This is a genomic window from Colwellia sp. M166 (genome assembly GCF_024585285.1).
GTDB lineage: Bacteria > Pseudomonadota > Gammaproteobacteria > Enterobacterales > Alteromonadaceae > Cognaticolwellia.
Genome location: NZ_CP040755.1, coordinates 1,698,169 through 1,712,736, shown reverse-complemented (window position 1 = coordinate 1,712,736; position 14,568 = coordinate 1,698,169). Strand labels below are relative to the sequence as shown.

The following is a 14,568-nucleotide window of genomic DNA, read 5'->3' as shown; positions in this document are numbered from 1 at the left end:
GATTATCACTAAGAGCTCATGCAGTTAACGGCAACTTTTAATCATTTAAAGAAACAAAAATTCAACGCACTTTCTGGTTTAGGTACGCCATTTCTCGTGATGGCTGCGCTGGGCATGGTGATCTTACCTATGCCGGCATTTTTGCTAGATATTCTTTTCTCTTTCAATATAGCTTTGTCTCTGGTTGTATTATTGATCACGGTATATACCTTAAAACCACTCGAATTTGGTTCATTTCCTGCTGTTTTGCTGATTGCGACGATTTTACGTTTAGCACTGAATGTTGCCAGTACTCGAGTGGTGTTGCTTGAAGGTCATGAAGGACCAGAGGCTGCAGGTAAGGTTATCGAAGCATTTGGCTCGGTAGTTATTGGCGGTAATTATGCGGTCGGTTTAGTGGTTTTTGCGATTTTAATTATTATCAATTTTGTCGTGATCACGAAAGGTGCAGGGCGTATTTCGGAAGTAACTGCTCGTTTTACCCTTGATGCTATGCCGGGTAAACAAATGGCCATTGACGCCGATTTGAACGCAGGATTTATTACCGCAGATCAAGCAAGAGAACGCCGAGTTGAAGTAACCAGTGAAGCTGATTTTTATGGCTCGATGGATGGTGCCAGCAAATTTGTTAAAGGTGATGCGGTAGCCGGTATCTTAATTCTCTTTATCAATATTGTCGGTGGTTTAGTTATCGGGATGGTTCAACATGATTTGAGTTTTGATACCGCAGTAGAAATCTACACCTTATTAACGATAGGTGACGGTTTAGTGGCGCAAATTCCAGGGCTGTTATTATCAGTGGGGACTGCGATAGTTGTTACCCGTCAAAATACTTCGCAAGATATGGGTGAGCAGGTCAGTAGCCAGCTTGGTCAAACAAAGTCACTTTATATTGCAGCCGGTGTCATGTTTATTATGGGCATCGTACCGGGTATGCCGCATGTCGCATTCTTGATTTTTGCGGTATTGATTGCTGGAGTAGCATTTTTTAGCAGTAAATATAAAGTTGCAAAAGCAGCACAATTAATAGAACAAAACGAAGCAGCGGAAGTTCAAAGCCAACAACAAGAAACAGAAGTGAAAGACTTAGGTTGGGATGACGTTAATCATGTTGATATTATCGGCCTTGAAATTGGTTATCGTTTAATTCCATTAGTCGATAAAGCTCAAGGTGGTGAGCTACTTAACCGCATTAAAGGTGTCAGGAAGAAGCTTTCACAGGAGTTTGGCTTTTTGGTACCCGCGGTACATATCCGTGATAATTTAGATCTGGATCCTAATAGTTATCAAATTTCATTAATGGGGGTAACCATAGGAGAAGCTGAGATTCGCCATGATCATGAGTTGGCGATTAACCCTGGTCAGGTATTTGGTAAGCTTGATGGTACTGCCACAAAAGATCCTGCTTTTGGTCTAGATGCTGTGTGGATCAAACAAGAGCAACGCGAACATGCCCAATCGCTCGGTTATACCGTAGTCGATGCAGCTACGGTGTTAGCAACACATTTAAGTCAAATCTTAACCAATAATGCCGCACAGCTATTAGGTCATGAAGAAGTACAAAACTTACTTGATATGTTGGGCAAGAGCTATCCGAAACTGATTGAAGGCTTGATCCCTGATGTCTTATCATTAGGTAGTATTGTTAAAGTACTGCAGAATCTAATGAATGAAGGGGTTGCTGTACGGGATATGCGTAGCATTATACAAACACTGGTTGAGTATGGCCCTAAGAGCCAAGATCCAGAGGTGTTAACTGCCGCTGTTCGTATCACATTAAGAAAATTTATTGTCCAAGAGCTTGTTGGACCAACGGTTGAAGTGCCTGTCATAACTTTGTCGCCAGAATTGGAACAGATGTTGCATCAGTCAATGCAAATGGCTGGAGACGATGGCGCAGGTATCGAACCAGGTTTAGCAGAGCGGTTACAAAAATCTTTGACGGACGGTGCACAACAGCAAGAAATGGCTGGCGATACACCAATTTTATTAACGTCAGGCATTTTACGTTCAGTACTGGCTAAATTTGTTAAATATACCATCCCAGGATTACGAGTAATTTCTTATCAAGAAATTCCTGATGACAAACAAATAAAAATTGTCAGCGCTATCGGCCAGTAAAAGAATGCTTCAATGTAAGTTGTACTGAATTATAAGGGGTTGGCCGTGAAAATTAGACGTTACGTAGCAAAAGATATGAGAACTGCACTGGCACAGATTAAAGAAGAGCTAGGTGCTGATGCCGTTATTATGTCTAATAAAAAGATTGCTGAAGGTGTCGAATTAATGGCAGCGGTTGATTATAACCAAAACGTTAAGCCGGCCCAGTCGTTAGCAGCGGATAACCAGGGTAAGAATGTACAGCTAAATGCGGCAGCTGCAGAGCGAGTTGATTTTGCGGAAGATACTGTGGCAATTGGTCATAGATCTGAAGTAACTGAACAGTCAGCAACGGCACCAGCTGATAGCCTAGCTGCGTTGTTAAGTCGACAAGTACAACAAAATGGTTACGATAAATCACCAGCAACGCGAGCATTTAATAGTCAAATAGAAAACTCAACAGCTAAAGCTAATCCTAGCGAAAACAGTGCAGTAGCAACCCCTGATATTGAACAACAGTTTAAAAACTTCACTAGCCGTCTAGAGCAGTCTAATACGATGGAGTCGCCAGTAGCAATGCAGCAAACAGCGACTAACTCTGTAGAAAGTCATTATAATGACACGACCGTTCAGCCAATGGCATCTACCGGACAAAAAAATGCTCGTCATGATCATCAAGTAAGCAGTGCAGAGTTTGCGGATATGCAAAAAGAAATGTCATCTATTCGTCAGTTATTAGAACATCAAATGTCTGGCTTGATGTGGCAAGATATGGCGCAGAAAGATCCGATGCGCGCTGTGCTTGTTAATAAGTTAATGGCGATGGGGCTTAATGAGCAAGTGGCTGACCAAATAGCGGGCTATATTCCAGCAAATACTCAAGAGCAAGATGCTTGGCAGCAAGCAAAGCATATTATTGCTCAACAACTAAATACCACCAATAACGATATTATACAGCGTGGCGGTGTAGTGTCTCTTGTTGGTCCAACAGGTGTAGGTAAAACCACCACTATAGCAAAATTAGCGGCACGATTTGCACAAATTCACGGTGCCGATCAAGTGGTCTTGATTTCAACTGATAGCTATCGTATTGCGGGTTTTGAACAACTGTCAACTTATGGGCGTATTATTGGTTGCCAAGTTAAACTTGCTAATGACGGCAATGAGTTAGACAACCTATTACAACAATTTTCACAAAAAAAGTTAATCTTAATTGATACCGCGGGTATGGGACAAAGAGATATGCGCTTAACTGAGCATTTGACTACCTTAATTGCTAATGCTCGTGTTAGAATTCGTAACTACTTAGTGCTATCTGCAAATACTCAACAGCGTGTCATGCAAGAGAATGTTGAGCGCTTTAAACGTATTCCATTAGCGGGCTGTATTTATACCAAGCTAGATGAAAGCTTGAGTGTTGGTGAAATTATCACTACATCACTGCAAAATGGCTTAGCAATTGGCTATCTTACTGATGGTCAAAGAGTTCCGGAAGATATTAAGGTTGCAAATGCTGAGAAATTAGTTACGCTTGCAGATAGAATGGCAATAAAATCTCAAAGTTCAGTAGCTGTTTCTTGGCGGACACCCGCCGCAGCCGTTGCAGTATAGTCGCCTTACGATAGCGGCGCAGTTATATAGAGAAGTTATATAAGATGATAGATCAAGCGAGTGGCTTAAGAAAGATGCAAGATCCCCAACATATAAAAGTCATAGCAGTTTCAGGTGGTAAAGGTGGCGTTGGTAAGACTAATATTTCCCTTAATACCGCGATTTCTTTAGCAAAATTAGGCAAGCGGGTTTTAGTACTAGATGCTGATTTAGGTTTAGCTAATGTTGATGTGATGCTAGGTCTGCGTGTACAACGTAACTTGTCTCATGTTTTGTCCGGCGAGTGCGAGTTAGATGATATTATCATTCAAGGTCCCGCTGGTATTAACATTATCCCCGCTACATCTGGCACGCAATCTATGGTCGATTTAACACCTGCTGAACATGCTGGTCTTATTCGTGCCTTTAGCGATATGCAAACAAAATTTGATATTTTAATTGTTGATACTGCCGCCGGCATCTCGGATATGGTATTGAGTTTTTGTCGAGCATCACAAGATGTTTTATTAGTGGTATGCGACGAGCCAACGTCAATCACGGATTGCTATGCGCTGATGAAGTTATTAAGCCGAGATCACGGTTTATTTAAATTTAAAGTAGTGGCTAACATGGTGCGCAGTGCAAAAGAAGGTCAACAGCTATATGCTAAGCTTTCGAAAGTCACAGACAGATTTTTGGATGTTACTTTAGAGTTAGTTGCTGTTATACCTTTTGACGAAAATATCCGTAAATCAGTGAGAAAACAACAAGCGATTGTTGAAGCATTTCCCGACTCCCCTGCCGCAGTTAGCCTAAAATCACTTGCTCAGAATATTATAAGTTGGCCAGTGCCACAACAAGCTTCTGGGCACTTAGAGTTTTTTATTGAGCAGTTACTAGAACACTAACCAACAGAGAAGTGAACTATAGTGGTTAAATTACATACTTATAGTGTTGATAAAACAGCTTTGTTGGAGCAACACACGGTATTAGTAAAACGAATTGCTTATCATTTACTTGCTCGGTTACCTGCCAGTGTTATCGTAGATGACCTTATTCAATCGGGCATGATAGGATTACTCGAAGCGGCTAATAATTTTGATAATACCAAAGGGGCTAGCTTTGAAACCTTTGCTGGTATTCGAATTCGTGGTGCAATGCTTGATGAGATCCGCCGTGGTGACTGGGTTCCTCGTTCCGTACATAAAAATAGCCGGATGATCAGCGAAGCAATCAAAAATTTAGAAGCAGCATACGGTCGTGATGTTTCTGATATTGAAGTTGCTGAAAAACTTGATATTTCGATAAATGAATATCATCATATGCTCAATGAAGTAAGTTCAGGTAAAATATTGGGGATTGACGACTTAGGTGTTAGCGAAGATGTTATTGAACTAGCACATAACCATCAACAAGATGAACCTTATGCTAACATTGAGCATAGTATCTTCAAAAAATCATTGGCTGAATGCATTTCCTCTTTACCCGAGCGTGAAGCTTTAGTACTGTCATTATATTATGATGAAGAGCTCAACCTGAGGGAAATTGGCCAAGTACTTGATGTGAGTGAATCACGGGTAAGCCAAATACACAGTCAGGCTATGCATAGACTAAAAGCTCGTATGCAATCGTGGCAAAGTTAAGTAGAATACTCGTATCGTTATAATTTTAAATGTTCTCACCGGAGGGTGCCTTGGATAAAAATATGAAAGTGCTTGTTGTTGATGATTTCTCAACAATGAGACGAATAATCAAAAATTTGTTACGTGACTTGGGTTTCACCAACATCTCAGAAGCTGATGATGGCAGTACGGCATTGCCGATGCTAAAAGACGGTGCCTTTGATTTTGTGGTTACTGATTGGAATATGCCCGGCATGCAAGGGATTGACTTACTTAAAGCGATTAGAGCTGACAGTAAATTGTCACATATTCCGGTATTAATGGTAACTGCTGAAGCGAAAAAAGAGCAAATCGTTATGGCTGCTCAAGCGGGTGTTAATGGCTATATTGTTAAACCATTTACCGCTGCCACGCTAAATAGCAAACTTGATAAAATCTTTGAACGTCTTGGTTAATTATTTGATTTTGTTACGCAAGGACGTGATATGAGTACAAATACTAGTGTCCATGTTTCTCTGGAACAGGCTAAATTGTTGGTTGAATATATAGAAACCGATCAACAAGATAAAGCTGATGAGTTAATTGCAGAAATTCAAAGTCCGATTAACACCGCATTGTTTGCAGAAATTGGCAAATTGACACGGCAATTACATGACTCGTTGAATAATTTTCATCTTGATTCACGTTTAAATGATTTAGCTACAGCGGATATTCCTGATGCTAAAGAAAGATTAAACTTCGTCATCAGTCGCACCGAAGAAGCCGCGAATAAAACCATGGATGCCGTGGAAACAATTTTTCCTGTCATTGATAGCATCCAACAACAAATTAGTACAGTTAAGCCATTGTGGCATAAGCTAATGCACAATGATCTTGATGTCGGTGAATTTAAGGTATTATGTCGAGATATCGATATTTTGTTGAAAACAACAGAAAAAGAAACAAATAAAATTCATGGCTTGATGACTGATGTTTTAATGGCGCAAGACTTTCAAGATCTTACCGGTCAAGTTATACGAAAAGTTATTGATTTAGTTCGTGAAGTAGAAGATAGTCTGATAAATATGCTGACAGCATTTGGCATGAATTCTGAGCCAGAAAAAGCGGATTACCTACCCAAAGTGGGCAAGAATTTAGTCGAAGGCCCAATAATGAATAGCGAAAGTCGCCAAGATGTTGTTTCAGATCAAGACGATGTTGACGATTTATTATCAAGCTTAGGTTTTTAATAGGAGTTACTGAATGTCATTTGAACAAGATGAAGAAATTCTTCAGGATTTTTTAATCGAAGCTGGCGAAATACTTGAGACATTGTCAGAGCAATTAGTTGAGCTTGAAAATGACCCTCATAATGCCGAATTACTCAATGCTATCTTTAGAGGTTTTCACACCGTAAAAGGCGGCGCTGGTTTTCTGTCACTGACTGAATTGGTTGATGCCTGTCATGGTGCGGAAAATGTTTTTGATACTTTAAGAACTCATCAACGTTCAGTTACCTCTGAGTTAATGGATGTTATCTTACAAGCACTTGATACTATTAATGAAATGTTTGCTCAAGTGCAAAATCAAGAAGCTTTATCAAGCGCAGCGCCTAGTTTATTAGCCGAATTACATCGCTTATCAGCACCTGAAGGACAAGAAGTTGTCGCTGCACCCGTGGAAGAAATTGCCCCAGCAGCTAGCCCAATACCGACAGGTAATGGCTCAAATGATGAGATGTCAGAAGATGAATTTGAACGTCTCTTGGATGAATTACATGGCGGCGGGGCACCATCAACAAGTGCTCCGGTCACTCCTGCACCTACAATATCAAATAGTAATGATATTTCAGATGATGAATTTGAATCATTATTAGACGAGCTTCATGGCCAAGGTGCGTTTTCACCTGCCATTGCCGCAACAAATACTAAAGCAACGGCTTCTGCTACGTCAGATGAAATTGGTGACGATGAGTTTGAATCGCTGTTAGATGAACTTCATGGCAAAGGTCAAAGCCCTAAAGCTCAACCCGTAATTGAAGAACCTAAAGCTGCGCCGGTAAAAGCCGTTACTCCTGTTCCGGCGAAGAAAGCAGAAGCCAAGCCTGTTGCCGCAGCAGTTCCTGTTAAAAGTGAAGCTAAAGCTGCACCGACAAAGCCAGCGCAAGCTGAAACAACGGTTAGGGTCGATACTAAACGCTTAGATCAAATCATGAATATGGTTGGTGAGTTAGTTTTAGTGCGTAACCGCCTGACTAGCTTGGGTATGACCAAAGAAGATGAAGAGCTAACCAAAGCGGTATCAAATCTAGATGCTGTTACAACTGACTTGCAAGGCGCGGTAATGAAAACGCGTATGCAGCCAATTAAAAAAGTTTTTGGGCGCTTTCCTCGAGTCGTACGTGACTTAGCCCGTAGTTTAAATAAAGAAATCAGACTTATTCTTGAAGGTGAAGAAACCGATTTAGATAAAAATTTAGTTGAGGCGTTAGCGGATCCTTTAGTGCATCTTGTGCGTAATTCGGTTGATCATGGTATCGAAACACCTGATAAACGTGAAGCAGCGGGTAAACCGCGTGAAGGTGTTGTGGTTTTATCGGCCTCGCAAGAAGGTGACCATATTCTACTGACTATTCGTGATGATGGTGCCGGTATGAATGCTGAAAAACTAAAAGATATTGCTATAGCGCGAGGCGTTTTAGATGCAGATGCTGCAGCGAGAATGCCTAATAAAGAAGCTTTTAGTTTGATTTTTGCCCCAGGATTTTCCACAAAAACTGAAATTTCAGAAGTGTCAGGCCGTGGTGTCGGCATGGACGTGGTTAAAACTAAAATCACCCAGCTAAACGGTACGGTCAACATTGACTCAGAGATGGGCGTTGGTACGATACTGGAAATTAAAGTGCCATTAACACTTGCGATATTACCGACCTTAATGGTGGTTATTGGCAAGCAGACTTTTGCCTTACCATTGGCTGGTGTTAATGAAATATTCCACCTTGATTTAACTAAAACTAACTTAGTCGATGGACAATTGACCATTATTGTTCGGGAAAAAGCTATTCCACTGTTTTATCTTGACCAGTGGTTGGTACGAGATTATGTTGATAAGCCAAGAGACCGTGGACACGTGGTTATTGTGCAGTTAGGTAACCAACAAGTTGGTTTTGTTGTTGATAGTTTAATTGGTCAAGAAGAAGTGGTTATTAAGCCGCTAGATAGATTATTACATGGTACTCCAGGTATGGCGGGAGCCACAATCACCAGTGATGGTGGCATAGCATTAATTATTGATGTGCCTAACATGTTGAAATATTATGCTAAAAAATCGGTAGTGAATAAAAAATTACGCTCATAATGAGGTAATCAAGATAGGAAAGAGCTAGTAAATGTCCTTTAAAGTATTGGTGGTTGATGACTCCAGTTTTTTTCGACGCCGAGTAACGGATATTCTCAACAAAGATCCTGATCTTGACGTTATCGATGTCGCTATTAATGGTATAGATGCGGTAGAGAAGGCGATTGCCTTAAAGCCTGACGTGATCACCATGGATATAGAAATGCCATTACTCAATGGCATTGACGCTGTTAAACAAATAATGGCAAAAGCACCGACTGCCATTATTATGTTTTCTTCCTTAACGCATGCCGGTGCTAAAGCAACACTTGATGCTTTAGATGCCGGGGCATTAGATTTTTTGCCGAAAAAATTTAATGAAATTGCTAAGAATACTGAAGATGCCGGCAGTTTATTACGTCAACGTGTAATGCAATTAGCAAAAAAGAAAGGTGCAAGGTTACCACGCATCTCGACTTTTCGCTCCCGTGCTCTCGATGATACTAAAGCTAAAACCGCGCCATTAGCGAGAGCAGCAACTGCTGAAAATACCAGCCTACGCTCAAGTTCGGTATTAAAAAAGAGTTCAGGGAAGTCATATAAATTATTGGCAATAGGCACCTCAACAGGGGGGCCTGTAGCATTACAAAAATTATTAACGCAATTACCTGAAGACTTCCCTCTACCTATTATCTTGATCCAGCATATGCCTGCTGCATTTACCTTAGCCTTTGCTAATCGCTTGAATACGCTTTGCAAAATAAATGTAAAGCAAGCGTCTTCGGGTGATATTTTAAAGCCAGGTTGTGCCTATTTAGCGCCTGGCGGTAAGCAAATGATTATTGACGGCACAGAAAATGCTGCGAAATTAAGAATATTGGAAGATGATTCTGAACGGATCGCATTTAAACCCAGTGTAGATATTAGTTTTGGCTCTGCTGCTAAAGTTTTTGGTGGCAATGTTTTAGGCGTCATATTAACTGGGATGGGCGCTGACGGACGTGAAGGTTCACGATTGTTAAAAGCCAAAGGCGCAACTATTTGGGCACAAGATGAAGAGTCCTGTGTTGTTTATGGTATGCCGCAAGCGGTAGCCGTTGCCGGTATATCAACATTATCACTGGCACTTGAAAGCTTTCCATCTGCAATTCTTAAGGAAATACAGTATGGATAAACTGAGCATCTCAGGATTAGTTATTGCCATCTTAGCGATTTACTTTGGCTTTATTATTGATGGCGGTGCAATCTCTTCGTTATTAGAGCTACCAGCCTTTATTATTGTTTTTGGCGGTACGCTTGGCGCTGTGATGTTGCAGTCTTCACAAAGCCAGTTTTTACATGCAATGACCTTACTGAAATGGTTATTTTATCCGCCTAAATATGATATTGAACAGGGCATTGAATCAGTTGTACATTGGGCTGAAAAAGCACGGGAGCTTGGCTTTTTATCACTTGAACATATTGCAGAAGAAGAAAATGACTTTTATGTTAATAAAGGTTTAAACCTGTTGGTTGATGGTGTTGAAGTTGACAACCTGAGGGTTTCGCTTGAACTAGATTTAGACTTATATCGTGAACATAATTTGCGTTCCGCGCATATTTTTGAATCCATGGGCGGTTATAGCCCGACGATTGGTATTTTGGGGGCGGTGCTTGGTTTAATTCATGCCATGTCCAATTTAGCCGACCCGCAATTATTAGGACAAGGCATCGCTACGGCATTTGTTGCTACTATTTACGGTGTTGGTTTTGCGAATTTAATTTACTTACCGGTTGCCAATAAAATTAAAGCCATTGTGCATCAGCAAACTATGTATCGTGAAATGATGACTGAAGGGTTGATTGCGATTGCACTTGCCGAAAATCCGCATGCCATTGAAAATAAATTATCGGCCTTTCGGTTGGAACAATGAACCGGTTACGTGCAAGGCGCCATTCGGTAGAGCATGACAATGTAGAGCGTTGGTTGGTTTCTTATGCTGATTATATGACACTACTTTTTGCACTATTTGTCGTGTTGTATGCTATGGCGATGGTTAATGAAGAGCCATTTGAAACTGCGACTGAATCTATTGGTCGGGTATTTCAAGCCAATGAAAAGCAAGTTAAAAACCGTGGTCATGGTGATGATATTCTACCGGTCAATAGTGCAAAAACCAATAAACGCCTGTTTGGCAATGGCATATTAGAAGATGCTGGTCCTGAGTTAGTCTCAGGTGAATTGATGTTATCTAATGTATCAGAAGCACAAGTAGGTACAACATTAACTTCATTAGAAAAAGATCTTCATGAAGCGTTATATGAACTCGTTGAGTCAGGCTATGCACAACTGCAAATTGATGGCGACTGGTTGGAAATTGAATTGAACAGTGGCTTATTATTTCCCAGTGGTTCATCATCACCGACCAATGCTGCCAAGGATATATTAACGGTTATCTATCAAGTGATTGCCGATGCCAGCAACTATATTCGTGTTAGAGGCTATACTGATAATCAAGTTATAGCGACAGAAATATATTCTTCAAACTGGGAGTTGTCGGTATTTCGAGCAACGGCAATTTTACGGGTTTTGGAAGAGTTAACCTTAACCCCTGCTCGAATGGCTATTGAAGGTTACGGGCAATATTATCCTAATGCTGATAATAGCACGGAAACAGGCCGAGCCAAGAATCGACGAGTGGTAATAGCAATTTCTAAATACGGCTTAGCGCAAGCTAATTTATTAGCCACACCGACTATTGCTGTTAGTGATGTCGAAGCGATAAAAAGCAGTGATGCTGAAAGTCATGATGATGAGAATGAAATTCGTATTATTCGACTTGATAATGGTGGTATTCGAATTACCACACGTGCTGAAGCGAACGTTAACGATGAAGCGTCTAGCCCCCCAGAAAAAAAAGATAATGAATAATAGGATATTAACTTGGTAGTTTGGACAGTTGCAAATCAAAAAGGCGGCGTGGGTAAAACCACCACAACGATCGCCTTAGCAGGTTTATTAGCAGAAGAAGGCTATCGAGTGCTATTAGTCGATACCGATCCGCATGCATCATTAAGCTACTATTTTGGTATCGAGTCAGAAGACTTAGAACTCAGTGTTTATGATTTGTTTCTACAGGTTTCTACCAAAGAGCAAATCATGCAAAGCCTATGTCCTACGCATTATGATAATATCGATATATTGCCAGCAACTATGGGCTTAGCGACACTCGACCGCTCATTGGGGAATAAAGGCGGTATGGGCCTAGTATTAAAAAAAGCGATGCGAGCGATAGCGGATCAATATGATTATGTTTTGATTGATTGTCCGCCGATTTTAGGTGTGCTTATGGTTAATGCATTAGCAGCTTGTGATCGGATTATTGTGCCAGTTCAAACCGAGTTTTTAGCGCTAAAAGGTTTAGATCGTATGATGAAAACCTTAGAAATAATGCAAGGGGAGCAAGTAGCACCATTTAAATACACCATTGTACCGACCATGTTTGATAAACGTACTAAGGCGTCTTTAATGACCTATCGAAAGTTACAAGAACTTTATGGTGACTTTGTTTGGCCAGGTGTTATACCAACAGATACCAACTTTCGTAATGCCAGTGTTGCACAAAAAGTGCCCTCTGATTATGTTGCAAGCTCGCGTGGTGTTACAGCCTATCGAAATTTATTAAAATATTTAGTTAATTTAACTATTGTGAGTAAGTGACCTTATGTCAAAGTCTTTAGCTGCAAGTAAACAATTAATGCAGACCTATTTGTCAGAACTGCTTACGGAAGAAGAAGAGCAAAAAGCGCTACTGGTAAAAGTGAAGCAAACTGAACCATTGGAAAGATTACTGGCGAGTGCTACTTTTCCGAAAACGGTTGAGCAAGAAACTGCTGAGCCGATAAGGTCAGCGAAAGCTGAAAATAAAACGCTCGTTGCTACTCAGCTTGAAATTGATACACCGGTTAAAACCACAGTTAAACCCGTAGTTAAAGCAAAACCGGCGAAAATAAATACAAAAGTCATAGATAAAAAAGTATTAAGTAGTAGTAGTGAAGTACAGCTCAATGAGCTTAAAACTCGTAAAAGCGTTGGCGGTTTTGAAGCCATTAATCAGCGAAGTTATCGTCAAGGTGACTTTCAAGCGATGTTTTTTGATGTTGCAGGTTTAATGATTGCTGTTCCATTGATCGAATTAGGTGGTATTCTTAATAATGATAAAACTAGCTCATTAATGGGAAAACCCGATTGGTTTAAAGGTGTTATGCTACACCGTGATGAAAAAGTTAACGTGGTTGATACTGCGCGTTGGGTGATGCCTGAAAAATGTGATGAAACATTGCTAGCGGCGCTGAATTACCAGTATATTATTATGTTAAGTAATACATCGTGGGGTTTGACGGCTGAAAAACTGATCGATACGGTGACGCTCAAACAAGAAGATGTTAAGTGGTTAGATGCACCAAGCAAACGTCCTTGGCTTGCTGGATTAGTAAAAAATCGTATGTGTGCTCTGTTAGATGTTGACTCCTTAATTAAGTTATTGGAAAAAGGCGTAAATATTACGCAAGAATAATTGATGAATTGAAACTTGAAAGTATACTTAGTGTACAAGTATGCTCGTCATTAACATAGCAAACAAAAATTGAAAGAGGCTAGCGGTATGTCAGATGAAAGACGCAATGCAAGTGAAAGTGTAGATACTAAAGATCAAGTAGTACAAAGAGTGACCTTTAAGCTTGATAATGAAACCTACGGCATTAACGTTATGCAAGTACAAGAGATACTTCGCTACACAGAAATAGCCCCTGTCCCAGGAGCACCCGCGTATGTCATGGGAATAATTAACCTACGTGGTAATGTTGTTACCGTTATCGATACACGGGCTCGTTTTGGTATGGAGTCAGCAGAGCTAACCGATAATACGCGCATTGTTATTATTGAAGCCGAAACTCAAGTTATCGGTATTTTAGTTGATAGCGTTGCTGAGGTTGTTTACTTAAAAACCTCTGAAATAGATGTCGCCCCCAATGTTGGTAATGACGAAAGTGCCAAATATATTCAAGGTGTTTCAAATAGAGATGGTGAGCTACTTATTTTAGTCGATTTAAATAAGTTACTGTCAGATGTTGAATGGGATGAATTAAAGCAATTCTAAGTATTATACCAATGCTAGTAGGTTTATTCTCGCAGTATGAGACAGAACTTACTAGACTTGTTACTACCAATAATCCTGCTTGAGCGGGCATTTAAATTTCTGCGGTACCTTGTTATCCTATGGAAAATATTCCTGCTAACCTGATCAGTTTAATTGCATTTACCATAGTGATGCTCGTTGCTATGTTATTACTGGCATTAAAAAATCGTTTCAGCCGACAAATTGATAAATTGCAACAGGAATTACAAAACCAAGAGCTGCAATTAATTGCTTTGCAAACCGCTCTCAGTCAAAACCAATTACAAGTAGAAGCCAATCAACAGTCTTATCAAGCATCGCAACTAGAAAATGAGCAAGTCAGTAAACAGCTTGAACATCGCATTAAAGTGGCTCAAGAGCAATTTAACAGTAAGTTACAAGTTATTGAGCAGCAGTTACATCAACAGCCAGAAGATAAACTTTATTCTAGAGCGCAAAAACTTGTTGAGCTAGGCGCTGATATTATCGAAATAATGCGCGAGTGTGATATTCCTAGAGCAGAAGCCGAAATGTTACTGGCTATTCATCGTCAAAAAAAATCAAAATTCTAACTTACAGTTTTTAAACAAAACACTTAATGCTAGTAGCTAGTTGACCATGATAAACTGTCAGAGAGATATGCTTCAATTGATTTTTAATTTAAAATCCCTCAATAAATATTGACGCAATTGTTATAACACAAGGACCCCTTAAGTGAAGAGAGTAAGTAAATTGGCATCTAAAGCGCAAACTGTTTTTAGCTCGAAGCTTTTGTTAATGATAGT

14 protein-coding genes are annotated in these 14,568 nt (G+C 40.2%); all 14 read left to right on the top strand.

Going from position 1 to position 14,568, the window contains the following annotated elements; genetic code table 11:
- Nucleotides 1-18: 18 nt before the first annotated feature.
- The 14 genes from flhA (at nt 19) to FGD67_RS07670 (ending at nt 14,355) form a co-directional block, all read left to right on the top strand.
- Nucleotides 19-2,121: a flagellar biosynthesis protein FlhA gene (gene flhA / locus FGD67_RS07735; protein ID WP_257174462.1), complete on the top strand. Its 2,103-nt coding sequence runs from the start codon at nt 19-21 to the stop codon at nt 2,119-2,121.
- Between the two features lie 45 nt (nt 2,122-2,166).
- Nucleotides 2,167-3,711, top strand: a complete 1,545-nt coding sequence (gene flhF / locus FGD67_RS07730; RefSeq protein WP_257174461.1) for a flagellar biosynthesis protein FlhF — start codon at nt 2,167-2,169, stop codon at nt 3,709-3,711.
- 44 nt (nt 3,712-3,755) lie between these two features.
- Complete coding sequence (locus FGD67_RS07725; RefSeq protein ID WP_306556795.1) at nt 3,756-4,598, top strand: MinD/ParA family protein; 843 nt, start codon at nt 3,756-3,758, stop codon at nt 4,596-4,598.
- A 21-nt stretch (nt 4,599-4,619) separates the two neighbouring features.
- Complete coding sequence (locus FGD67_RS07720; protein ID WP_257174460.1) at nt 4,620-5,333, top strand: RNA polymerase sigma factor FliA; 714 nt, start codon at nt 4,620-4,622, stop codon at nt 5,331-5,333.
- Between the two features lie 50 nt (nt 5,334-5,383).
- Nucleotides 5,384-5,767, top strand: coding sequence for a chemotaxis response regulator CheY (gene cheY, locus FGD67_RS07715; protein WP_257174459.1), 384 nt, complete (start codon nt 5,384-5,386; stop codon nt 5,765-5,767).
- Nucleotides 5,768-5,797: 30 nt separating this feature from the next.
- Nucleotides 5,798-6,541, top strand: coding sequence for a protein phosphatase CheZ (locus FGD67_RS07710; RefSeq protein ID WP_257174458.1), 744 nt, complete (start codon nt 5,798-5,800; stop codon nt 6,539-6,541).
- 13 nt (nt 6,542-6,554) lie between these two features.
- Nucleotides 6,555-8,648 (top strand): chemotaxis protein CheA, encoded by a 2,094-nt coding sequence (locus FGD67_RS07705; protein ID WP_257174457.1) that lies wholly within the window; start codon nt 6,555-6,557, stop codon nt 8,646-8,648.
- 31 nt (nt 8,649-8,679) lie between these two features.
- Nucleotides 8,680-9,801, top strand: a complete 1,122-nt coding sequence (locus FGD67_RS07700; protein ID WP_257174456.1) for a chemotaxis response regulator protein-glutamate methylesterase — start codon at nt 8,680-8,682, stop codon at nt 9,799-9,801.
- The gene (locus FGD67_RS07695) at nt 9,794-10,540 is read left to right on the top strand and encodes a flagellar motor protein (protein WP_257174455.1); all 747 of its coding nucleotides are present in this window, start codon (nt 9,794-9,796) and stop codon (nt 10,538-10,540) included. The genes FGD67_RS07700 and FGD67_RS07695 overlap by 8 nt, the downstream gene beginning before the upstream one ends.
- Nucleotides 10,537-11,538: a flagellar motor protein MotB gene (locus FGD67_RS07690; protein WP_257174454.1), complete on the top strand. Its 1,002-nt coding sequence runs from the start codon at nt 10,537-10,539 to the stop codon at nt 11,536-11,538. Before FGD67_RS07695 ends, FGD67_RS07690 begins: the two co-directional genes overlap by 4 nt.
- Nucleotides 11,539-11,550: 12 nt before the next feature.
- Nucleotides 11,551-12,327 carry a ParA family protein gene (locus FGD67_RS07685; protein ID WP_257174453.1) on the top strand — a complete coding sequence of 259 codons (777 nt, stop codon included), beginning with the start codon at nt 11,551-11,553 and terminating at the stop codon, nt 12,325-12,327.
- A 4-nt stretch (nt 12,328-12,331) separates the two neighbouring features.
- The gene (locus FGD67_RS07680; RefSeq protein ID WP_257174452.1) at nt 12,332-13,183 is read left to right on the top strand and encodes a chemotaxis protein CheW; all 852 of its coding nucleotides are present in this window, start codon (nt 12,332-12,334) and stop codon (nt 13,181-13,183) included.
- An 87-nt stretch (nt 13,184-13,270) separates the two neighbouring features.
- On the top strand, nt 13,271-13,765 hold the full coding sequence (locus FGD67_RS07675) for a chemotaxis protein CheW (RefSeq protein ID WP_257174451.1): 495 nt from the start codon (nt 13,271-13,273) through the stop codon (nt 13,763-13,765).
- A gap of 119 nt (nt 13,766-13,884) precedes the next feature.
- On the top strand, nt 13,885-14,355 hold the full coding sequence (locus FGD67_RS07670; protein WP_257174450.1) for a DUF2802 domain-containing protein: 471 nt from the start codon (nt 13,885-13,887) through the stop codon (nt 14,353-14,355).
- The last annotated feature ends 213 nt before the right edge of the window (nt 14,356-14,568 follow it).

Coding starts and splice junctions, on each gene's coding strand:
- flhA (WP_257174462.1), top strand. CDS start 19: ATGCAGTTAACGGCAACTTTTAATCATTTAAAGAAACAAAAATTCAAC.
- FGD67_RS07725 (WP_306556795.1), top strand. CDS start 3,756: ATGATAGATCAAGCGAGTGGCTTAAGAAAGATGCAAGATCCCCAACAT.
- FGD67_RS07710 (WP_257174458.1), top strand. CDS start 5,798: ATGAGTACAAATACTAGTGTCCATGTTTCTCTGGAACAGGCTAAATTG.
- FGD67_RS07705 (WP_257174457.1), top strand. CDS start 6,555: ATGTCATTTGAACAAGATGAAGAAATTCTTCAGGATTTTTTAATCGAA.
- FGD67_RS07700 (WP_257174456.1), top strand. CDS start 8,680: ATGTCCTTTAAAGTATTGGTGGTTGATGACTCCAGTTTTTTTCGACGC.
- FGD67_RS07695 (WP_257174455.1), top strand. CDS start 9,794: ATGGATAAACTGAGCATCTCAGGATTAGTTATTGCCATCTTAGCGATT.
- FGD67_RS07690 (WP_257174454.1), top strand. CDS start 10,537: ATGAACCGGTTACGTGCAAGGCGCCATTCGGTAGAGCATGACAATGTA.
- FGD67_RS07680 (WP_257174452.1), top strand. CDS start 12,332: ATGTCAAAGTCTTTAGCTGCAAGTAAACAATTAATGCAGACCTATTTG.
- FGD67_RS07675 (WP_257174451.1), top strand. CDS start 13,271: ATGTCAGATGAAAGACGCAATGCAAGTGAAAGTGTAGATACTAAAGAT.
- FGD67_RS07670 (WP_257174450.1), top strand. CDS start 13,885: ATGGAAAATATTCCTGCTAACCTGATCAGTTTAATTGCATTTACCATA.